At 54.6% G+C, this 20,025-nt stretch carries 17 protein-coding genes; 8 read left to right on the forward strand and 9 right to left on the reverse strand.

Annotated features, from left to right (window positions below):
* Positions 1 to 69: 69 nt before the first annotated feature.
* Positions 70 to 921 (reverse strand): translation elongation factor Ts, encoded by an 852-nt coding sequence (tsf, locus tag WH279_RS05540; RefSeq protein ID WP_200643795.1) that lies wholly within the window; start codon positions 919 to 921, stop codon positions 70 to 72.
* Positions 922 to 1,245: 324 nt separating this feature from the next.
* Complete coding sequence (gene rpsB / locus WH279_RS05545; RefSeq protein WP_200643794.1) at positions 1,246 to 1,971, reverse strand: 30S ribosomal protein S2; 726 nt, start codon at positions 1,969 to 1,971, stop codon at positions 1,246 to 1,248.
* Positions 1,972 to 2,344: 373 nt separating this feature from the next.
* On the opposite strand from rpsB, the gene map reads away from it, so the two are divergent.
* From map to WH279_RS05565, 4 genes are all read left to right on the forward strand, one after another.
* Entirely contained in the window at positions 2,345 to 3,136 is a 792-nt protein-coding gene (map, locus tag WH279_RS05550; protein WP_200643793.1) for a type I methionyl aminopeptidase, read from the forward strand.
* Between the two features lie 109 nt (positions 3,137 to 3,245).
* Complete coding sequence (gene glnD / locus WH279_RS05555; protein WP_200643792.1) at positions 3,246 to 5,903, forward strand: bifunctional uridylyltransferase/uridylyl-removing protein GlnD; 2,658 nt, start codon at positions 3,246 to 3,248, stop codon at positions 5,901 to 5,903.
* 173 nt (positions 5,904 to 6,076) lie between these two features.
* Positions 6,077 to 6,901, forward strand: a complete 825-nt coding sequence (dapD, locus tag WH279_RS05560) for a 2,3,4,5-tetrahydropyridine-2,6-dicarboxylate N-succinyltransferase (protein WP_339455249.1) — start codon at positions 6,077 to 6,079, stop codon at positions 6,899 to 6,901.
* Positions 6,902 to 7,130: 229 nt separating this feature from the next.
* On the forward strand, positions 7,131 to 7,523 hold the full coding sequence (locus WH279_RS05565; RefSeq protein ID WP_133842202.1) for a DUF3461 family protein: 393 nt from the start codon (positions 7,131 to 7,133) through the stop codon (positions 7,521 to 7,523).
* Positions 7,524 to 7,621: 98 nt separating this feature from the next.
* On the opposite strand, the gene degP is transcribed toward WH279_RS05565, so the two are convergent.
* Together degP and dgt are read right to left on the reverse strand one after the other, a co-directional pair.
* Entirely contained in the window at positions 7,622 to 9,067 is a 1,446-nt protein-coding gene (gene degP, locus WH279_RS05570) for a serine endoprotease DegP (RefSeq protein ID WP_339455250.1), read from the reverse strand.
* 147 nt (positions 9,068 to 9,214) lie between these two features.
* Positions 9,215 to 10,720: a dGTPase gene (gene dgt, locus WH279_RS05575; protein ID WP_339455251.1), complete on the reverse strand. Its 1,506-nt coding sequence runs from the start codon at positions 10,718 to 10,720 to the stop codon at positions 9,215 to 9,217.
* A 196-nt stretch (positions 10,721 to 10,916) separates the two neighbouring features.
* On the opposite strand from dgt, the gene mtnN reads away from it, so the two are divergent.
* The 3 genes from mtnN (at position 10,917) to WH279_RS05590 (ending at position 12,792) form a co-directional block, all read left to right on the forward strand.
* On the forward strand, positions 10,917 to 11,615 hold the full coding sequence (mtnN, locus tag WH279_RS05580; RefSeq protein WP_339455252.1) for a 5'-methylthioadenosine/S-adenosylhomocysteine nucleosidase: 699 nt from the start codon (positions 10,917 to 10,919) through the stop codon (positions 11,613 to 11,615).
* Positions 11,608 to 12,417: a vitamin B12 ABC transporter substrate-binding protein BtuF gene (gene btuF, locus WH279_RS05585; protein WP_339455253.1), complete on the forward strand. Its 810-nt coding sequence runs from the start codon at positions 11,608 to 11,610 to the stop codon at positions 12,415 to 12,417. The genes mtnN and btuF overlap by 8 nt, the downstream gene beginning before the upstream one ends.
* Before the next feature lie 120 nt (positions 12,418 to 12,537).
* Positions 12,538 to 12,792, forward strand: a complete 255-nt coding sequence (locus WH279_RS05590) for a hypothetical protein (RefSeq protein ID WP_133842207.1) — start codon at positions 12,538 to 12,540, stop codon at positions 12,790 to 12,792.
* A 139-nt stretch (positions 12,793 to 12,931) separates the two neighbouring features.
* On the opposite strand, the gene erpA is transcribed toward WH279_RS05590, so the two are convergent.
* Together erpA and clcA are read right to left on the reverse strand one after the other, a co-directional pair.
* Positions 12,932 to 13,276 carry an iron-sulfur cluster insertion protein ErpA gene (gene erpA, locus WH279_RS05595; protein WP_133842208.1) on the reverse strand — a complete coding sequence of 115 codons (345 nt, stop codon included), beginning with the start codon at positions 13,274 to 13,276 and terminating at the stop codon, positions 12,932 to 12,934.
* Between the two features lie 100 nt (positions 13,277 to 13,376).
* A complete protein-coding gene (gene clcA, locus WH279_RS05600) occupies positions 13,377 to 14,792 on the reverse strand; it encodes a H(+)/Cl(-) exchange transporter ClcA (RefSeq protein ID WP_339455254.1) in 1,416 nt (471 codons plus the stop codon).
* Between the two features lie 168 nt (positions 14,793 to 14,960).
* Here clcA and hemL point away from each other — a divergent pair, with 168 nt between their 5' ends.
* Positions 14,961 to 16,241 carry a glutamate-1-semialdehyde 2,1-aminomutase gene (gene hemL, locus WH279_RS05605; RefSeq protein WP_339455255.1) on the forward strand — a complete coding sequence of 427 codons (1,281 nt, stop codon included), beginning with the start codon at positions 14,961 to 14,963 and terminating at the stop codon, positions 16,239 to 16,241.
* Between the two features lie 69 nt (positions 16,242 to 16,310).
* Here hemL and fhuB read toward each other — a convergent pair whose 3' ends face one another.
* The 3 genes from fhuB to fhuC are packed head-to-tail and all read right to left on the reverse strand — an operon-like array spanning position 16,311 to position 19,993.
* Positions 16,311 to 18,287, reverse strand: coding sequence for a Fe(3+)-hydroxamate ABC transporter permease FhuB (gene fhuB / locus WH279_RS05610; RefSeq protein ID WP_339455320.1), 1,977 nt, complete (start codon positions 18,285 to 18,287; stop codon positions 16,311 to 16,313).
* A complete protein-coding gene (gene fhuD / locus WH279_RS05615) occupies positions 18,287 to 19,168 on the reverse strand; it encodes a Fe(3+)-hydroxamate ABC transporter substrate-binding protein FhuD (RefSeq protein ID WP_339455256.1) in 882 nt (293 codons plus the stop codon). The genes fhuB and fhuD overlap by 1 nt, the downstream gene beginning before the upstream one ends.
* Before the next feature lie 30 nt (positions 19,169 to 19,198).
* Positions 19,199 to 19,993, reverse strand: coding sequence for a Fe3+-hydroxamate ABC transporter ATP-binding protein FhuC (gene fhuC, locus WH279_RS05620; RefSeq protein WP_339455257.1), 795 nt, complete (start codon positions 19,991 to 19,993; stop codon positions 19,199 to 19,201).
* Between the last annotated feature and the right edge of the window lie 32 nt (positions 19,994 to 20,025).

Raw genomic sequence — 20,025 nt, forward strand, 5'->3', positions numbered from 1 at the left:
ATGAGACTGAAAATGCGCTGCCAAAAGCAGGCAAAAAAGAACCGCCATTTGGCGGTTCTTTTCGGATCATTAAGACTGCTTGGACATCGCAGCAACTTCTGCTGCAAAATCTGTCTCAGCTTTCTCAATGCCTTCGCCCACTTCAAAGCGGATGAAGTTGGTCACGTCTGCGTTTTTCTCTTTCAACAACTGGCCCACAGTTTTGCTTGGGTCAATGACGAAAGGCTGGCCGGTCAGAGAAACTTCGCCGGTGAATTTCTTCATACGGCCTTCAACCATTTTCTCTGCGATTTCTTTTGGCTTGCCAGACTGCATGGCGATGTCCAGCTGAACCTGGTACTCTTTCTCTACCACTTCAGCAGACACATCTTCAGGCTTAACGAATTCTGGTTTGCTTGCTGCAACATGCATTGCCAGCTGCTTAACCAGCTCTTCGTCAGCGCTTTTAGCCGCGATCAGAACGCCGATGCGAGCACCGTGCAGGTAGCTACCCAGCACTTCGCCTTCCAGAGTAGATACGCGACGAATGTTGATGTTTTCACCGATTTTAGCAACCAGTGCAACGCGCTCTTCTTCGAACTGTGCTTTCAGCACTTCAACATCAGTGATTTTGCCTGTAACAGCAGCATCCAGCACTTTGTCAGCGAAAGCCTGGAAACCAGAGTCTTTAGCAACGAAGTCAGTCTGGCAGTTAACTTCCAGAATCACTGCGTAGTTGCCGTCGATCTTAGTTTTGATCACGCCGTCAGCAGCAACGTTACCTGCTTTCTTAGCGGCTTTGATCGCGCCAGATTTACGCATGTTCTCGATCGCCAGCTCGATGTCGCCGTTGGCTTCGGTCAGTGCTTTTTTACAGTCCATCATGCCAGCGCCAGTGCGCTCGCGCAGTTCTTTTACCAGAGCAGCGGTAATATCAGCCATTCTCTAATCCTCGGTTAGCTTGCATCTGCCAGCTCGCCTTGCGGCGTTCGCTTGAGATGCCTGGTCTCGGGAGAAACATTCTGCCCCGCCGAATTTTCCTTCATCTTTCCAGCCGCAGATGCGTTGGCTGTCTTCGGTCCCTCCAGTCACTTACTGATGTAAGCTCCCGGACAGCCCTCAGTTGCCACCTTCCTGCAACGTGAAATCTATCGGATAAATATGACAAACGGCGAAGCGAAGTCGAAAAAATAAAGGGGCCAATTAAGGCCCCTTCCTTACAGATTCACATCTGATGTACAAGGGCTCTCTAAAGAGCAAGCCTTATTACTCAGCTTCAGCGAAGGTTTCTTCAGCTTGCTGAGCCAGGTCCTGAGAGCGACCTTCACGTACAGTGGTAGCCACTGCAGTCAGGTACAGGCTAACAGCACGGATTGCATCGTCATTACCAGGGATAATGAAGTCAACACCGTCTGGATCAGAGTTGGTATCAACGATAGCAAATACTGGGATACCCAGGTTGTTTGCTTCTTTGATAGCGATGTGTTCGTGATCTGCATCAACAACAAACAGTGCGTCTGGCAGGCCGCCCATATCTTTGATACCGCCCAGGCTGTTTTCCAGCTTGGCCAGTTCGCGATCGCGCATCAACGCTTCTTTCTTGGTCAGTTTGTCGAAAGTGCCGTCCTGAGACTGAATTTCCAGATCTTTCAGACGTTTGATTGACTGACGAACAGTTTTCCAGTTAGTCAGCATACCACCCAACCAGCGGTGATTAACGAAGAACTGGTCGCAGCTCAGAGCGTGCTCTTTTACCGCTTCGCTTGCCGCGCGCTTAGTACCAACGAACAGGATCTTACCTTTACGGGAAGAGATCTTGGTCAACTCAGCCAGAGCTTCGTTGAACATTGGTACAGTTTTCTCAAGGTTGATGATGTGAACTTTGTTACGAGCGCCGAAGATGAATGGCTTCATTTTCGGGTTCCAGTAACGGGTCTGGTGACCGAAGTGTACACCGGCCTTGAGCATGTCGCGCATGGAAACAGTTGCCATGATTACCTCTATAGATATAGTTTGGGGTTAAGCCTCCACGTATCCCATACAACCGACCCATCAGCTCTTTCGAACCAGCAAGGCACCCCGGCGTAGGTGTCGATACGTGTGTGTTATTTACACATAGTGAGATGTATGCGTTTCTCGCATCGCAGTGAGAATCACCGAACAGAGAATCGTCGGCGCGCTTTATACCATAAATGAGGTATTGAAGCCAACTGGTAGTTGCCTTATTCACCGAAATTGGCCCACTCACGCCTGCACAGCAGCAGTTTACGCTACAAACTACAATTGGCAGCGTCCGGGGGGACTGCTACCATTGCAGCACTTTCTTTATTATTGTCGAAAATGACGACAAATGCGGACCTGATGAATGGCTATTTCAATTAAAACCCCGGAAGAAATCCAAAAAATGCGCGTGGCTGGCCGCCTGGCCGCCGAAGTTCTTGAAATGATTGAAGCGCACGTGAAACCGGGCGTCAGCACCGGTGAACTTGATCGCCTGTGTAACGATCATATCGTGAACAAGCAGCATGCGGTTTCCGCCAGCCTGGGCTACCACGGTTTCCCTAAGTCTGTATGCATCTCTGTGAATGAAGTGGTGTGCCACGGTATTCCCAGCGACGAGAAAATCCTCAAAGATGGCGATATCGTCAATATCGATGTCACCGTCATTAAAGATGAATATCACGGTGATACCTCCACCATGTTTATCGTCGGTAAACCGACCATTCAGGGTGAGCGTCTGTGCCGTGTGACTCAGGAAAGCCTGTATCTGGCTCTGCGCATGATCAAACCCGGCATTCGCCTGCGTACCCTGGGCCGCGAAATCCAGAAATTTGTTGAAGCACAGGATTTTTCTGTCGTGCGTGAATATTGTGGTCACGGTATCGGTAAGGGCTTCCACGAAGAGCCACAGGTATTGCACTACGATGCCGATGACGGCGGTGTCGTCTTGCAGGCCGGTATGGCCTTCACCGTTGAGCCAATGGTCAACGCCGGTGATTACCGCATTCGCGTCATGAAAGATGGCTGGACGGTAAAAACGAAAGATCGCAGCTTGTCCGCTCAGTACGAACACACTATTGTGGTGACAGAAAACGGCTGCGAAATTATGACGCTGCGCAAAGATGACACCATTCCGGCCATTCTGGTCGCAGAATAATGCGTAGGGGCTGACCTTGTCTTCCGGTCAACCCGGGTCAAATTTAAAGCCGGCGCCAGCCGGCTTTTTTATGTGTTCAGCATGACCAGATCCACATTGGGGCGGTGAAATGAATAAAGACGTACCTGAAGCCAGCATCCTGAAAAAACTCACCAAGGCCCCGCGCCGCTGGGAAGATGCCGAACTGAACCGCGATACACTCAGGCATCACCTGGATGTTTTCCAGCAGCATCTCGCTGCCGCCTTTGACGCCGGGCAGGATGCAGAAAGTCTGATCGACGCCCGTACACTCTTCATTGATCGCCTTCTCCGGCGCCTGTGGCGCTTCTTCGGATTTCCGGAAAAAGACGGCATTGCACTGGTTGCGGTCGGTGGCTACGGTCGGGGTGAACTGCATCCGCTATCGGATATTGATGTCCTGATCCTCAGTCGTAAACCCCTGTCCGAGGAAGATGCCCGTCGTACCAGCGAGCTGCTGACCCTGATGTGGGACCTCAAGCTGGAAGTCGGTCACAGTGTACGGACACTGGAAGAGTGTTTACTCGAAGGTTTGTCCGACCTCACCGTCTCAACCAACCTGATTGAATCGCGCATGTTGACCGGCGATCTCACGTTATTTCTTGAGATGCAGAAGAACGTCTTCAGCGATGGCTTTTGGCCGTCAGACCGCTTTTTCGCGGCCAAAATTGACGAACAGCAAGTACGTCATCAACGCTATCACGGCACCAGCTACAATCTGGAACCGGATATCAAAAGCAGCCCCGGTGGCCTGCGTGACATTCACACGCTGTTGTGGGTGGCACGCCGTCACTTCGGCGCAACCTCGCTGGATGAAATGGTCGGTTTCGGCTTTCTGACGGAAGCAGAGCGTAACGAGCTGAACGAGTGCCAGAGCTTCCTGTGGCGCATCCGCTTTGCCCTGCACCTGACACTGACGCGCTACGACAACCGCCTGCTGTTTGATCGTCAGCTCAATGTTGCCCAACGCCTGAACTATCAGGGCGAAGGGAACGAGCCGGTTGAACGCATGATGAAGGATTTCTTCCGTGTCACACGCCGCGTTGGCGAGTTAAACCAGATGCTGTTACAGCTGTTTGATGAAGCTATTTTGGCGCTGCCAACCGATGAGAAACCCCGCCCGCTGGACGATGAATTCCAGCTACGCGGCACGCTGATTGATCTGCGTGATGATACGCTGTTTGCTCGCCAGCCAGAATCCATCATGCGTATGTTCAACACCATGGCGCGCACACCGAAAATTACCGGTATCTACTCCAATACGCTGCGTCATTTGCGTCACGCGCGCCGTAACCTGAAGCAGCCCCTGTGTACCATCCCAGAGGCCCGGGAGCTGTTCCTGTCGATACTGCGCCATCCAGGTGCCGTTAGCCGGGCGCTGGTGCCGATGCACCGCCACAGTGTGCTGTGGGCTTATATGCCGCAATGGAGCAACATCGTCGGTCAGATGCAGTTTGACCTGTTCCACGCCTATACGGTCGATGAACACACCATTCGCGTACTGCAAAAGCTGGAAAGCTTTGCCGACGAACGTACACGTCAGCAACATCCGCTGTGCGTTGAACTCTGGCCACGCCTGCCGCAGCTGGAATTACTGCTGATGGCAGCGCTGTTTCACGATATCGCCAAAGGGCGCGGCGGCGATCACTCCATTCTCGGGGCGCAGGATGCGCTGGAGTTTGCCGAGATGCACGGTCTGAACTCACGCGAGACGCAGCTGGTTGCCTGGCTGGTGCGTCATCACCTGCTGATGTCGGTCACCGCCCAGCGCCGCGATATTCAGGACCCGACGGAGATCCAGCAGTTTGCCGAGGTGATGCAGAATGAAAACCGCCTGCGTTATCTGGTGTGCCTGACCGTTGCCGATATCTGTGCCACCAATGAAACCTTATGGAACAGCTGGAAGCAGAGCCTGTTACGCGAGCTGTTTTTCGCCACAGAGAAACAGCTGCGCCGTGGAATGGAAAATAGTCCGGATCTGCGCGAACGCGTGCGCCATCATCGGCTCCAGGCGCTGGCCTTACTGCGCATGGATAATATCGACGAAGAAGCGTTGCACAGTATCTGGGGCCGCTGCCGGGCCGACTATTTCCTGCGCCACACGCCGAACCAGCTTGCGTGGCATGCGCGTCATCTGATGAATCACGATCTCAGCAAGCCCCTGATCCTCGTTAGCCCGCAGGCGACACGCGGCGGCACCGAGATCTTTATCTGGAGCCCGGACCGCCCGTATCTGTTTGCCACTGTCGCCGGCGAGCTGGATCGCCGCAATCTGAGCGTTCACGATGCCCAGATCTTCACCAGCCGAGACGGCATGGCAATGGACACCTTTATCGTGCTGGAGCCAGATGGAAGCCCGCTAGCGACTGACCGCCATGAGATGACACGCCAGGCGCTGGAACAGGCGATCTGCCAGACCAGTTGGCAGCCTCCGCGCACGCGCCGTCAGTCAGCCCGTCTGAAGCATTTTAATGTCGATACCGCGGTCAACTTCTTACCCACACACACTGACAGGCGAACTTATCTGGAATTAATCGCGCTGGATCAGCCAGGATTGCTGGCGCGCGTTGGCGAGGTTTTTGCTGACCTGAACGTGTCGCTGCACGGTGCGCGCATCAGTACCATCGGTGAACGCGTCGAAGATTTGTTTATTCTCGCCAATAGCGAGCGCCGGGCATTAGATGCCGATTTGCGCGAACGGCTGCAACAACGGTTGACAGAGGCCCTTGTTCCAAACGATAAAGTGTGACCCAGATTTACTTTTCATCCCTAAAGAGTGACACAGGCGTCATTGTCGCAGGCAGTTTGAGCGCAGACAGCGCAGCGTACTGAAGTACGTGAGAATGGCGGGCACTGCCTGCGCTCAAAATGGCAAGTAGAAGAGCCTGTTACACCGAACTCACTGAAATTGAGAGATCTAATATGCAACAGTTACAGAGTGTTATTGAAGCGGCCTTCGAGCGCCGTGCAGACATTACTCCAGCAAACGCTGACGCCGCAACCCGCGAAGCCGTCAATAAGGTTATCGCCCAGCTGGATAGCGGTGCCCTGCGCGTCTCTGAGAAGATCGACGGCGAATGGGTCACGCATCAGTGGCTGAAGAAAGCGGTTCTGCTCTCTTTCCGCATCAATGACAATCAGGTAATTGATGGCGCAGAAAGCCGTTACTACGACAAAGTTCCCATGAAATTCGCTGACTACGACGAAGCACGCTTCAAAAAAGAAGGCTTCCGCGTTGTTCCACCAGCGGCTGTACGCCAGGGCGCATTCATCGCACGTAACACCGTATTGATGCCTTCTTACGTTAACATCGGCGCTTACGTTGACGAAGGCACGATGGTTGATACCTGGGTCACCGTAGGTTCCTGTGCGCAGATCGGTAAAAACGTTCATCTGTCTGGCGGCGTTGGTATTGGTGGCGTGCTCGAGCCGTTGCAGGCCAACCCAACTATCATTGAAGACAACTGCTTCATCGGTGCGCGTTCAGAAATCGTTGAAGGCGTGATCGTAGAAGAAGGTTCCGTGATTTCAATGGGCGTGTATATCGGCCAGAGCACCAAGATCTTTGACCGCGAAACCGGCGAAGTGCACTACGGTCGTGTCCCTGCGGGTTCCGTCGTCGTTTCAGGCAACCTGCCATCGAAAGACGGAACTTACAGCCTGTACTGCGCCGTTATCGTGAAAAAAGTCGATGCGAAAACGCTGAGCAAAACCGGCATTAACGAACTGCTGCGCACTATCGATTGATCCTCCTGCGGGCCACACCAGTGGTCCGCACCTGACTGTAAAGTAATTTTTACATTCCTGCCCTGAACTACCTCTTTCACGTCACGAAACAAGTGGTGCTATTGTGCACAATCTGCGCCATAATCCGCGCCAGAAAATACTGTATTTAAATTAAACGATCCTTTTCCGTTTCTCGGATAGCGACTACTCTGATCGCATCTGGATCGATAGTCTCTTAAAGGAAAATACCATGTACGACAATCTCAAGGGTTTGGGCATCGCGACGCCGGAAGATATCGACCGTTACAGCCTGCGTCAGGAAGCCAACAACGACATCCTGAAAATCTATTTCCGCAAAGATAAAGGCGAGTTCTTTGCCAAAAGCGTGAAATTTAAATATCCGCGCCAGCGCAAAACCGTGGTAGCTGATAATGCCAGCCAGGGTTACAAAGAAGTTCAGGAAATCAGCCCGAACCTGCGCTATGTGATTGATGAGCTTGACCAGATTTGCCAGCGTGACCAGGTTGAAGTTGATCTGAAACGCAAAATCCTTGATGACCTGCGTCATCTGGAGAGCGTAGTCTCTAACAAGATTGCTGAAATTGAATCAGACCTGGACAAACTGACCCGCGGCGGTCGTTAATTCCTTTTCTGATATAAAAAGGGGTGACCAAAATACTGGTCACCCCTTTTTTTTGTCCGGTGCCGCTCTTATTTTCGAACGGCACTTTTCAGCATAACTTACTGCATCAGCAAATAAATACTGGCATCGCCACGCTGGATATTCAGCGCCAGCACTGACGGTTTGGTATCCAGGATTTTGCGCAATTCGCCCAGATTCGCGACCGGCTGTTGGTTAACGCCTAAAATCACATCATCTTTCTTCAGGCCAACGCGCGCTGCCGCAGAACCCGCTTTCACGCTGTCCACTTTCACACCCTTAACGCCTTTCGCATCAAAGTTGCTCAGGTCAGCCCCTTCGATACCGTTATAGATAGTGCCAGAATCGACTTTCGCTGCGGCACTCTGTTGCAATGCCACGTTCACTTTCAATGGCTTGCCATCCCGGATCAGGCCCAGTTCCATTTTGGTGCCAACCGGCAACGACCCCACTTCCGCACGCAACGCAGAGAAACTGGAGATCGGCTTGTTGTTGATCGACACAATCACGTCACCGGCTTTAATGCCCGCCTGCGCCGCTGAAGACTTCGGCAGTACCTGACTAACGAACGCACCGCGTTGGGCATCAACTTTCATCGCCTTCGCGAGTTCGGAGTTCAGTTCGGTGCCCATGATCCCCAGCTCACCGCGTTTCACCTGACCGAATTCAACCATCTGTGATGTCAGGTTTTTCACCATATTACTTGGGATGGCAAAGCCAATACCGATGTTGCCACCGTCTGGCGCGAGGATCGCCGTGTTAATCCCGATCAGTTCACCATTCAGGTTCACCAGCGCACCGCCGGAATTACCCCGGTTAATCGCGGCATCGGTCTGAATAAAGTTTTCGTAGTTTTCGACGTTCAAACCACTTCGACCAAGGGCAGAGACAATACCAGAGGTGACCGTTTCCCCCAGACCATACGGGTTACCAATCGCTACCGTGTAGTCGCCCACGCGCAGGTTATCGGAGTCAGCAAGCTTAATTGCGGTCAGGTTTTTCGCCTCTTTCAACTGAATCAGCGCAATATCTGAACGCGGATCTTTACCGATTACTTTTGCATCGTATTTACGACCATCGCTCAATTGAACCTGAATTTTTGTCGCATTGTCGACCACGTGGTTGTTGGTTACCACATAGCCTTTAGCGGCATCAATCACCACACCGGAACCCAGTGCGCGGAATTTCTGCTGCTGGCTGTCAGCGCCGCCATTGCCCTTCCCTTCCGGGCCACCTTCCTGACACATCGGCGATCCCTGGAATGGAGAACCGTCCTGACAGAATGGCGAATTATCGCCAAAGAACTGCTGGAACTGCTGAGGCATACGCGGTGTACGTACCGTCGTGCTGCCCTCAACATTGATGCTGACCACTGAAGGCATCACGGTTTCCAGCATCGGTGCCAGACTAGGAAGCGGCTGAGTAGAAGATGATGAAGCCGTTTCAGCGGCGCTGGCGGCTAACGGATTTAGCGCCAGCCCAAGGCTCAGAGCCAGTGCGCTCAATACTAACGTGGTTTTTTTCATTCGTCGGATTCTCAAGTGATTCTGTGGGATAACCATTGCTGTGGTTGTGAAAGTGAGATTAATTTTTTATCCCTAAGTTCATATTTAGCCACGAAGAAAAAGTAAAAAAATATTCTTCTTCTTTACAAATCATCACGCATGGCGAACTTATTCCACGGCCATTAACCGTCGATACTCATCCCAGGCATACAAATCGGTCATGCCGCTAATGTAGTCCTGCAATAAACGAACGCGATAATAGTATTCCCATATATTCTCTTCATCTGGATTTTTATCCAGAGATTCCACCGCTTCACTGTAGGCAAGACGAAAACGCGTCGAAAGCTTATGGAACAGGCGGGTTTCAATCGGATAACCTTTTAAATAATCCTTTTCCGTCAATTCGCTGAACTCTTCGCGCGTCAACAGCAACAGAGGCTGGTAAATATCCAGTAGCCCACTGATCACCCGATACCCTTGCAACTCTAACTGTTCAACTTCAGGATGGTTAAACACATGACGAAAAGCGACTTTTTTGAAAATATCTAATAGCTGACTATGCGGGCTACCATCTTCCAGCAGCGCCTCATTAAACTCGCCGTGGTACACCGCGGGCAAATGGTCGATAAAACGGCTGGCCGCATGGGGCACCAGTTCTGCCACCGTATTCACACGCAAATACATAAAGAACTGATCTTCACTGCTGCGATTTGTGCGGCGACTGCGAGATTTATCCAGCGCAGTGGTCACCACCGTGGCAAACAGATCGCCTGCCTGATGGTCAGGCCAGAGTTGGAATAAATACTGATACAGCTGTTCAACAGTAAAGATGTTTTTTTCTACGGCATCTTCTAAATCGGCCACACAGTAAGAGATATCGTCAGCCGCTTCCATAATATAAGTCAGCGGGAAACGGCAATGCGGCTGAAGATCTAATTGCTCACGCAGTCGCGCGATATATTCTTCTTCTGCCAGGTAGTATCCCGGTTTCTTCATTAAATAATCATGGCTGGCGGGAATGGCCCCGCTATGCCAGGCAGGACGCGTGTATTTTAAAATACAGCCGACCTGCGCCCAGGTCAGGTTCATCTTCATCAGCGTATGCACCGTGCGGATTGCCTGAGCATTGCCTTCAAAATGAGACAGGTCCTGACGCACTTTAGCCCGCAGCGCATTCAGGCCATCATCCTGATGTCGTAATACCTCGGGGACACAACGATCTTCCCGGCCGCTCTCCGGCTGCCAGTTTGTATCAAACTGCTGACGGAACCAGTCATTAATCGCTGCCTCACCAAAGTGACCGAACGGCGGATTGCCAATATCGTGCATCAGGCAAGCCATCTCGACGATGCTCTCAAACGGCCCGGTCAACTGCGCCAGCCCCAAAGGGACTAAACGGTCAGCTTCCTGCAAGCGTGTCAGGACCTCTTTGGCGATATAGCGCCCCACCTGCTGCACTTCCAGCGAATGCGTCAGCCGGGTGCGAACGGCGGCATTACGCTCAAGCGGGAAGACCTGCGTTTTCTGCTGCAGTCGGCGGATCGCTGCTGAATTAATAATACGACCACGATCGCTTTCAAATATGCGCAGGATTTCATGTTCATCCTTCGGTCCCTGGTAGGGTCGATAGCGCCGCTGCCAGTTAATTTTTTTGCGAAAATCGATCCCAGTCATGCCTTATTCCCTCTGATAAATGGCGCAGTCATTCTCGCAGTATACCCAAAATAATTCGAGTCCCCTCGTGGGGCCTACTTTTGATGCAGCCAACGCCTGGGCAGCTTGAAGTATGACGGGTATAGCGATGATGTTTGTCATGATAAACTATGCGCCGCAATGAATAACACATTCCACAACTTCAGAGAGTATCCCTATGAAAGCAGGCATTATTGGCGCAATGGAACAGGAAGTGACGCTGCTGCGTGACAAAATTGAAAACCGTCAGACCCTCACCCTGGCGGGCTGTGAAATTTACACCGGTACACTGAATGGCGTAGAAGTGGCTCTGCTGAAGTCGGGGATCGGTAAAGTGTCTGCGGCGCTGGGCACCACCCTGCTGCTGCAGCTGTGCAAGCCCGATGTGGTCATCAACACCGGTTCAGCCGGCGGCCTTGCCCCTACGCTGAAAGTGGGTGATATCGTGGTGTCTGATGAAGTGCGTTATCACGATGCCGATGTGACGGCATTTGGTTATGAGCCTGGCCAGATGGCGGGCTGCCCGGCGGCGTTCAAGGCGGATGATAAGCTGATTGCCGCTGCCGAACAGTGCATTGGCGAGCTGAACCTCAATGCAGTTCGTGGTCTGGTGGTGAGCGGTGATGCCTTTATCAATGGCGCAGCCCCGCTGGCGCGTATTCGCAGCACCTTCCCGCAGGCCATTGCGGTTGAGATGGAAGCGACCGCGATTGGCCACGTTTGCCACCAATTCGGCACGCCGTTTGTCGTCGTCCGCGCGATTTCCGATGTGGCTGATCAAGCATCACACCTCAGCTTTGATGAGTTCCTCGTGGTGGCAGCACAGCAATCGTCACTGATGGTGGAAACCCTGCTGACCCACCTTTCCCGTGGCTAAACGTCTTGTTTGCCTGCTGCTGTGGCTGGCCTGCGCCACCACAGCTCAGGCCGCCCCCCGCGTGGTCACGCTGGCACCCAATATTACCGAACTGGCCTTTGCTGCCGGAATGACTCCGGTGGGCGTCAGCGCTTATTCCGATTACCCTGCTGCTGCACAACAGATCGAACAGGTCGCTAACTGGCAGGGGATCAACAGCGAAAAGTTACTCAGGCTGAAGCCGGATGTCGTGTTCGCCTGGAAAGGGGGCACGCCGCAGCGCCAGGTCGATCAGCTTCAGGCGTTGGGCATCAGAGTGGTCTGGCTGGCACCGGATTCTATCGACCAGTTGGTTGCCAGCCTGCGTCAGCTTGCCGCCTGGAGCCCGCAACCGCAACAGGCAGAGCAGGCGGCTGCCGCGTTACAACAGCAGTTTGCTGACCTGCGCCAGCGCTATCAGCACGCCCCCAGGCAGCGCGTCTTTCTTCAGTTTGGCCTCAAACCGCTGTTTACCGCATCGGGCAATACCTTACAGGATGAAGTTCTGCGCTTATGTGGTGGAGAGAACATCTTTGCCGATGCCCGCGTGCCCTGGCCACAGGTGAGCCGCGAGCAGGTATTATTACGCCATCCCGCCGCTGTCGTGACGCCCGGCGATCATGCTCATGCACAGCAGATTGCGCAGTTCTGGCAACCCCAGCTCACACTCCCGGTCATCGCCATCAATGATGACTGGTTAAGCCGTGCCGGACCGCGTATGATTCTGGCCGCACAAAAATTATGCAGTGAATTACACACCATCGGCACGTCAAAACCGCAATAATCGCCGCCAAAGGTGAGTAAAGTTCTGACAAAAAGTGCCGTTAACCAAAGATAACGGGCGACTTTACGCTCGTTTTTTATTCAGGGTTTTTTGCTCTGATTTTGACCAGGAAATTGCAACATGAAAACCGTTTATCTGGCCCTCGGGCTGATGATGACGGGTCACGCCTTTGCCGCTTCGATTACCGGCAGCATTGGCGTGAAATTAACCATCTACTCACAATGCAGCGTAGAGAGTCGCAGCTTGTCTGCTGTCAATTTACCCGGTGTTGTGTGTGGAGCTCAACCTGATGCGCAGCCAAAAGTGACGCAAAGCGTTATATCACGTAATGCGGATACGCGGCAGGAAGCAAGGTTAGTGACCGTCGAATGGTAAGTTCTTACTAAACAGTATCTGTTTACCCAACATCATTGGGGCAAAAGCAAGGCAGCACATTCCGGGAGTTGGTATCAGTCAGTGACCGGTATAAGAGCACGCCGCTATGATAGCGGCGGCTTCAGAGAGGGAGGGTAAATCAGATACTGAAGGACGATCCACAGCCACAGGTGGTCTTGGCATTCGGGTTGGTCACAATAAAGCGCGACCCTTCCAGCCCTTCGGTATAATCCACTGCGCCACCCACCAGATATTGCAGACTCATCGGGTCAACAACCAACGCAACGCCCGCTTTCTCAATGGTCATATCACCATCGTTAATCTTATCGTCAAAGGTAAAACCGTACTGGAAGCCGCTGCAACCGCCGCCGGTGATGTAGACGCGCAGTTTCAGATCCGGATTGTTTTCATCGGAAATCAGGTTTTTGACTTTACTGGCCGCTGCTTCAGTAAATTGCAGGGGCAGTGCTACATCGTCGCTCATAGGTAACTCCAGTATACATACGTACAGGCCGGGTGCCTGACAGGTCACAAATCGACCATAATTGTTCTTATTATCTTACACACTGGTATAGCAATCAAGCTCAGGCTGTACCACCCTGTGCGGTAGCATTAGCCGTTTCCTGCTGCTGTTGTTTCGCCAGAGTGCGGGTAAGCAGTGACGAATACAAGGGTTGTCCCCCAAGAAACTGGGCTAATAGCGTCGCGCCAAGGCAGGTAATAATCATCGGTAAAATCAGCTGATAGTTATCCGTCATCTCCAGCACCAGTATAATACCTGTCAGTGGCGCACGTACCGAGGTGGCAAACAGCGCGCCCATCCCGGCAATGGCAAAGGTGCCGGCCTGCAAGTGATACTCCGGGAGCCAGATCGACGCGCACAGGCCAAATGCCGTTCCCAGCAGCGTGCCCAGTGCCAGCATCGGGGCAAAAATCCCGCCGGGTGCGCCGGAACAGAAGCACAGTAAAGTGGTAATCAGTCGCACAATAAACAGAAATAACAACATACCGATAGAAAAGTTTCCGGCCGCCGCAAGCGGGATCAGGCTGGCGCCACCTCCGGCGGCCGCTGGCAGGAACACCCCCAATACGCCGCACATCCCTCCTAACAAAGCCCCCACCAACAGTATTTTACCTAAACGCCCGCCGTGAAAACGTTGAAACAGATCCTGGATGCGGAAAATCAGCTGATTAAATAGCACCCCCACCACGCCAAACACCATACCCAGCAGCAGATAAAGCCACAGGGTATTCACCGGGGCATCGATCAGGCGGCCTATCTCGATTACCGCATGTTCACCGTTGAAAATCCGAAACACCACGCTCGACATAATCACGCCAACGAACACGGCTTTAATGGAAATCAGGCTGTAGCGAAATTGCAGACGCATCTCTTCAATAATAAACAGGATCCCGGCGAGGGGGGCATTAAAAGCAGCCGACAGGCCCGCCGCCGCGCCCGTTGCCAGCAGCGTGTGCCGCGCCTCAGTGCTTCTCATCCGGAAGATATCCAGCATCATGCGGCCAATATTGCCGCCCAACTGAACCGTTGGACCTTCACGTCCCAGCACCATCCCCGCTCCCAGTGTGCCCATCCCACCGATAAACTTCACCGGGATCACCCGCCACCAGCGCACCGGCCGCAGTTCCTCCAGAGCACCTTCAATCTCCGGAATCCCCGACCCCGCCGCCTCTGGTGCAAAGCGGCGCACCAGGTAATAGCCGATCGTGGCCAATAGCGCGGAGGCAAGAAATGCGCACAGCACCATCACCCCAGTATGGCTTTCCAGCGTGGCAAGCCAACGGGTGCGTTGGTGAATAATCTCGTTGACAGCCAGCTCGAAACCCACGCCCACCAGGCCAGTCAGCGTGCCAACAATCCCCGCCATCACCAACACCGCCAGCGGCGTTTTATCGCGGCGTAATAACATGCGCAGGAAATCACCGCGCCGGGCAGGCACAACATTCAGTTCGTTGGTAGAAAGTGATTGTTGATTCATGAGCCATTCATAACATTGTCAATCCATGTCAGTATTTTACGTATTCTCATGCTGAATGCCCGCATTTAAGGCTCTCTAATCGTGTCTGTGATGCGAGTAGCCTTTCGCTACCCCATGATGTTCACTTAGAATAGAGGGGTTTTTAAATGAATGATCAGGAGCGGTTCCATGAGTAAGTCTGAAAACCTGTACGCCCAGGCACAGCAGTTAATTCCCGGTGGCGTAAATTCACCGGTGCGGGCCTTTAACGGCGTGGGCGGCGTGCCGCTGTTTATCGAACGTGCTGACGGTGCCCTGCTGTACGATGTCGATGGTAAAGCCTATATAGACTATGTCGGTTCATGGGGCCCAATGGTGCTGGGTCATAACCATCCCGCTATCCGTCATGCTGTCATTGACGCAGCCGAACGCGGCCTGAGCTTCGGCGCACCGACCGAGATGGAAGTCAAAATGGCTGAACTGGTCACCCAACTCGTGCCGACCATGGATACCGTTCGCATGGTCAACTCCGGTACAGAAGCGACCATGAGCGCCATTCGTCTGGCACGTGGCTTTACTCACCGTGACAAAATCATCAAGTTTGAAGGCTGCTACCATGGCCACGCCGACTGCCTGCTGGTGAAAGCGGGTTCTGGCGCGCTGACGCTGGGCCAGCCGAACTCACCGGGCGTGCCCGCTGACTTTGCCAAACATACCCTGACCTGCACCTTCAACGATCTCACCAGCGTACGCGCCGCCTTTGAGCAGTACCCGGACGAGATCGCCTGCATCATCGTTGAACCGGTCGCGGGCAACATGAACTGCATTCCACCGCAGCCGGACTTCCTGCCGGGCCTGCGTACACTGTGCGACGAATTTGGCGCGCTGCTGATTATCGACGAAGTGATGACCGGTTTCCGCGTTGCGCTGGCGGGGGCACAGGCCCATTACGGTGTGAAACCGGATCTGACCTGCCTGGGTAAAATCATCGGTGGTGGGATGCCGGTAGGTGCCTTTGGTGGCCGTCGCGAAGTGATGGATGCGCTGGCCCCGACTGGCCCGGTATACCAGGCGGGTACGCTGTCCGGTAACCCGATCGCGATGGCAGCGGGCTTTGCCTGTCTGACAGAAGTCTCCCGTCCGGGTACGCATGAGACGCTGACCCGTCTGACCACTCAACTGGCGGATGGCCTGCTCGCTGCGGCAAAAGCCGAAAATATCCCGCTGGTGATTAACCATGTCGGCGGGATGTTTGGGATTTTCTTCACGGATGCAGAAAGCGTGACCTGCTATGCGGATGTGACGAAGTGCGATGTTGAGCGTTTTAAGCATTTCTTCCATCTGATGCTGGAAGAAGGTGTGTATCTGGCACCGTCCGCCTTTGAAGCAGGCTTTATGTCACTGGCGCACAGCCCGGATGATATTCAGCACACCATCGATGCGGCACGCCGTAGTTTCGCGAAATTGTAACATCCAGACGGGCGGGGCGTGCACCGCCCCTACGGATAGTGTAAGGGTCAGGCATGCCTGACCCTTTTTTTATACCTTACGCAGCAGATAGATAAAGTACGGCGCACCGATAAAGGTCGCCAGTAGCCCTGCCGGGATCTGATCCGGGAACGAAAGCATTCTGCCGCACCAGTCCGCCGCCACCATCAATCCGCCGCCCAACAGCGCCGCCATTACCTGCTGCGGCAATGCCCGACGGAAGCCGAGCATCCGCGCAATATGCGGTGCCATCAGCCCCACAAAACTCAACGGTCCGATAGTCAGCGTTGCGGCAGCAGTCAGCACCGCAGCCAGCAGCAGCAGCGTCAGCCGCGATGGCGTCAGCGCCATACCGACTGCGCGCGCCGTGGCACCGCCCAGTGGAAGGATGGTCAGCCAGCGACGGCACAGCGGCACCAGTGCCAGTAGCACGACCATAATGATCAGCGTGCGCTTCGCCTGCAAAACATCAATGTTATAGGTCGAGCCGGAGATCCACGTCAGCAGATTCGCCATACGCGGGTCACCGCTGGCCAGCAGCAGCATCATCAGCGTGGTGAACGCCGTGCTGAGCGCCATCCCGGCCAGCAACATCCGCTCCGGCGAGAACCCCCCGCGCCCGGCAGCAATCGAGATCACCAGCAGCGTCAGGGCCGCGCCAATACTCCCGGCAGGCAGCAGCCAGCCAAACGCATCACCCGGTACGATAAACAGCATCACCACGACGCCAAATGCCGCACCGGAGCTAATCCCCAGCACTTCAGGGCTGGCCATCGGGTTGCCTGTCAAACGCTGCACGACGCACCCTGCCACACCCAGCATCATCCCGGTCGCCATCGCGGCCACCAGACGCGGCCAGCGCCACGGCAGAAGTTGCTGCCACAGTTCACCGCTGGCCCATACCCAGCCGTGAGCATCGCGTCCAAAGCTTAACGCCACCGCCATCAGCAACAGCAGAGCACCGCCCCCGATGAGCGCCCACCACAGCACCCGGTGACGTTCTGTCGGCACATTGTCACCCTGGTTCATCGCTGGCGGCACCGAACCGGTTCGCAGACGCGGCAGCAGCCACAGCAGCAGCGGCGCACCGATAACCGCAGTGATGGTTCCCGTAGAGATCTCTCCCAGACGACTGGTCAGCCAGAGCACCGACTGATCCGCCAGCCACAGGAGTAGCGCCCCAATAATCGGCGCCACCAGCAAACGGCTGATCAGACGACGGAAACCCAGCATCCGCGCCAGCAGAGGAGAGAACAGCCCGATAAAGCCGATAATACCGACAGCATTTACCAGGGAAGCACTGATTAAAATCGCCAGTGCCAGCAGGCCAAAGCGGGCCAGCGAGATCGCCAGGCCCAGGTTCTTTGCCACACCATCATCCAGCCCCATCAGGGTCATCGGACGTAACATCAGTAGCGTGAGCAACAGGCCGCCGAGCAGTCGTGGCCAGAGGAACTCCACGTTGCTCCAGTCCATCTGATTCAGTGAACCGGTGCTCCACAGAAACATATTCTGCAGCTGGTCGTGATTGAAGATGGCAAAAATCTGGTTCACCGCACCGCAGTAAAGTGACACCACCAGCCCGGCGAGGATCAGCGTTACAGGCGACATCCGTTTGCCCCAGGCGACGCCGAACACAATCAGCCCCACCAGCACCGCACCGATCATCGCGGCCAGCTGCTGCGTGACCATACCGCCCGGCACGCTCCACAGCGTGACAACGGTCAGCCCCAGTTGCGCACCACTGGCGACGCCGAGGGTCGCCGGTTCGGCCAGGGGATTGCGCAGCACCTGCTGAAAAAGCAGGCCCACCAGCCCCAGGCCTGCGCCCGCCAGCAATGACAGCGACAGGCGCGGCATCAGGCTGTAATGAAACACCATCTGCTCAATGCGGTTGGTGTCCGGGGTCAACAATGCTGTTAGCCACTGCGCACCAGGCAGCCGCTGTTGCAGGTTAATCAGCGTCAGAGCCAGTGCACTGGCAAACAATGCCGTTAACAGCAGGATGGCTAAACGATAGTGACGCATCATTTCACCTCCAGCGCATGGTCAAGGCTGTGGATCAGCTGCATTGCCGACAGTGTGGCACCGTAGAACCACACGCGCGGCATCTGCCTGAAACGCCCGGCACGCACAAACGGCAGCGACTGCCAGAGTGCGGTCCCCGTCACCTGATCAACAATCGCCTGATTGTCATGTTCGAAGCCGATGGCATCGACCTCCCCCAGATCAGCCAGACGTTCAATGCCAATGATCACGCTCCCCCAGAAGGTGCTTTCTGCTTTCCAGGCGTTTTCCAGCCCGAGGTCATCCAGCACTTCCTGGAACAGTCCGTTTTCAGTGAACACAATCACATGACGCGGATCGACAATCGACAGCAGCAGCAGCGGGCGCTTCGGCCTGTTTGCCAGTTTGGTTTTCAGGCGCTCAGTCTGGCTATCCAGTTCGGCCAGATTGGCCACGGCCTGCGGGACGCGATCAATACGCTTTGCCAGTTCCATCAGCGCGTGACGCGCGCTGGTCAGCGGTTTCCCCTTCCCGCCTTCGTTAAAGGCAAACCCCATTCCCGGGGCGATGCGCATAAAGCGAGTCGGATCGGGCCCATAACCCTGTGAAAACAGGATCAGAGAAGGCTTCATTTGAGTTATCAGTTCAAGATTGGGTTCGGTTCGCAGCCCGACATCGACCACGGAGGCGGGCAACTTCGGTTCACCGACCCACTGGCCATAACCGTAAAGCTCGGCGGCGCCGATCGGCATCACGCCCAGCGCAAGCAGCAGCTCAAGGGGATACCACTCCAGTGCGATAATGCGCGGTTCTGTTGCAGCACGCACCGGGAAGGGAAACTGGGCCAGCAGCGGGGAAAAAGCCAGTGCCGTCAGTAAACGGCGACGCAAAATATCCGGCATCACAACATCCAATTCTCAGAGCCTAAGCGCTTAGTAAACAAAGCTTACCGGCGCGCCACCTTGTGGGTGCGGTAAAATTCCCATAGGAATGCCATAAATCTGTTCCAGCACATCCCCGTTCATAATCTCAGCAGGCTCGCCCTGAGCAATCATTTCGCCACCGCGCAGCGCCACCAGGTGGTCGCAATAGCGCGCAGCCATATTAATATCGTGCAGTACCGCAATCACCGTCAGACCACGTTCACGGCTGAGACGCTGGATCAGCGCCAGCACATCCACCTGGTGGGCGATATCCAACGCGGAAGTGGGTTCATCCAGCAGCAGGCAACGGCTGTTCTGCGCGACCAGCATGGCAATCCATGCACGCTGGCGCTCACCGCCGGACAGACTGTCCACCAGGCGATGGGCAAAAGGTTTCAGCCCGACCAGATGAATCGCTTCATCAACACGTTCGCGATCTTCAACACCGTAACGCCCCAGCGCACCGTGCCACGGATAGCGGCCAATGGCGACCAGTTCACGTACCGTCATCCCTTCCGCCGCAGGCAGTTGCTGAGGCAAATAGGCGACTTCACGGGCAAAGGCTTTACTCTGCCAGCTGGCCACCGGCTGCTCATTCAGCAGCACCTGCCCGGCCGAGGCCGCGTGATGGCGGCCGAGCATTTTCAGCAGCGTGGATTTTCCTGAACCGTTATGGCCGATCAGCCCACAGACTTTTCCGGCGGGAAAGGCCAGCGACAACGGTTGTAACAGGGTACGGCCTGGAACGCTAAAACTGACGCGGTCCAGGGTGAAGGTCGTTTCTGACGTGTGCTGTTGTTGCATGGTGATCTTCTGATTGGCGAGCGCGGCGAACC

The organism is Erwinia sp. MYb375, from assembly GCF_037479175.1.
GTDB classification, from domain to species: domain Bacteria; phylum Pseudomonadota; class Gammaproteobacteria; order Enterobacterales; family Enterobacteriaceae; genus Erwinia; species Erwinia rhapontici.

Coding starts and splice junctions, on each gene's coding strand:
- tsf (WP_200643795.1), bottom strand. CDS start 921: ATGGCTGATATTACCGCTGCTCTGGTAAAAGAACTGCGCGAGCGCACT.
- rpsB (WP_200643794.1), bottom strand. CDS start 1,971: ATGGCAACTGTTTCCATGCGCGACATGCTCAAGGCCGGTGTACACTTC.
- map (WP_200643793.1), top strand. CDS start 2,345: ATGGCTATTTCAATTAAAACCCCGGAAGAAATCCAAAAAATGCGCGTG.
- glnD (WP_200643792.1), top strand. CDS start 3,246: ATGAATAAAGACGTACCTGAAGCCAGCATCCTGAAAAAACTCACCAAG.
- dapD (WP_339455249.1), top strand. CDS start 6,077: ATGCAACAGTTACAGAGTGTTATTGAAGCGGCCTTCGAGCGCCGTGCA.
- WH279_RS05565 (WP_133842202.1), top strand. CDS start 7,131: ATGTACGACAATCTCAAGGGTTTGGGCATCGCGACGCCGGAAGATATC.
- degP (WP_339455250.1), bottom strand. CDS start 9,067: ATGAAAAAAACCACGTTAGTATTGAGCGCACTGGCTCTGAGCCTTGGG.
- dgt (WP_339455251.1), bottom strand. CDS start 10,720: ATGACTGGGATCGATTTTCGCAAAAAAATTAACTGGCAGCGGCGCTAT.
- mtnN (WP_339455252.1), top strand. CDS start 10,917: ATGAAAGCAGGCATTATTGGCGCAATGGAACAGGAAGTGACGCTGCTG.
- WH279_RS05590 (WP_133842207.1), top strand. CDS start 12,538: ATGAAAACCGTTTATCTGGCCCTCGGGCTGATGATGACGGGTCACGCC.
- erpA (WP_133842208.1), bottom strand. CDS start 13,276: ATGAGCGACGATGTAGCACTGCCCCTGCAATTTACTGAAGCAGCGGCC.
- clcA (WP_339455254.1), bottom strand. CDS start 14,792: ATGAATCAACAATCACTTTCTACCAACGAACTGAATGTTGTGCCTGCC.
- hemL (WP_339455255.1), top strand. CDS start 14,961: ATGAGTAAGTCTGAAAACCTGTACGCCCAGGCACAGCAGTTAATTCCC.
- fhuB (WP_339455320.1), bottom strand. CDS start 18,287: ATGCGTCACTATCGTTTAGCCATCCTGCTGTTAACGGCATTGTTTGCC.
- fhuD (WP_339455256.1), bottom strand. CDS start 19,168: ATGCCGGATATTTTGCGTCGCCGTTTACTGACGGCACTGGCTTTTTCC.
- fhuC (WP_339455257.1), bottom strand. CDS start 19,993: ATGCAACAACAGCACACGTCAGAAACGACCTTCACCCTGGACCGCGTC.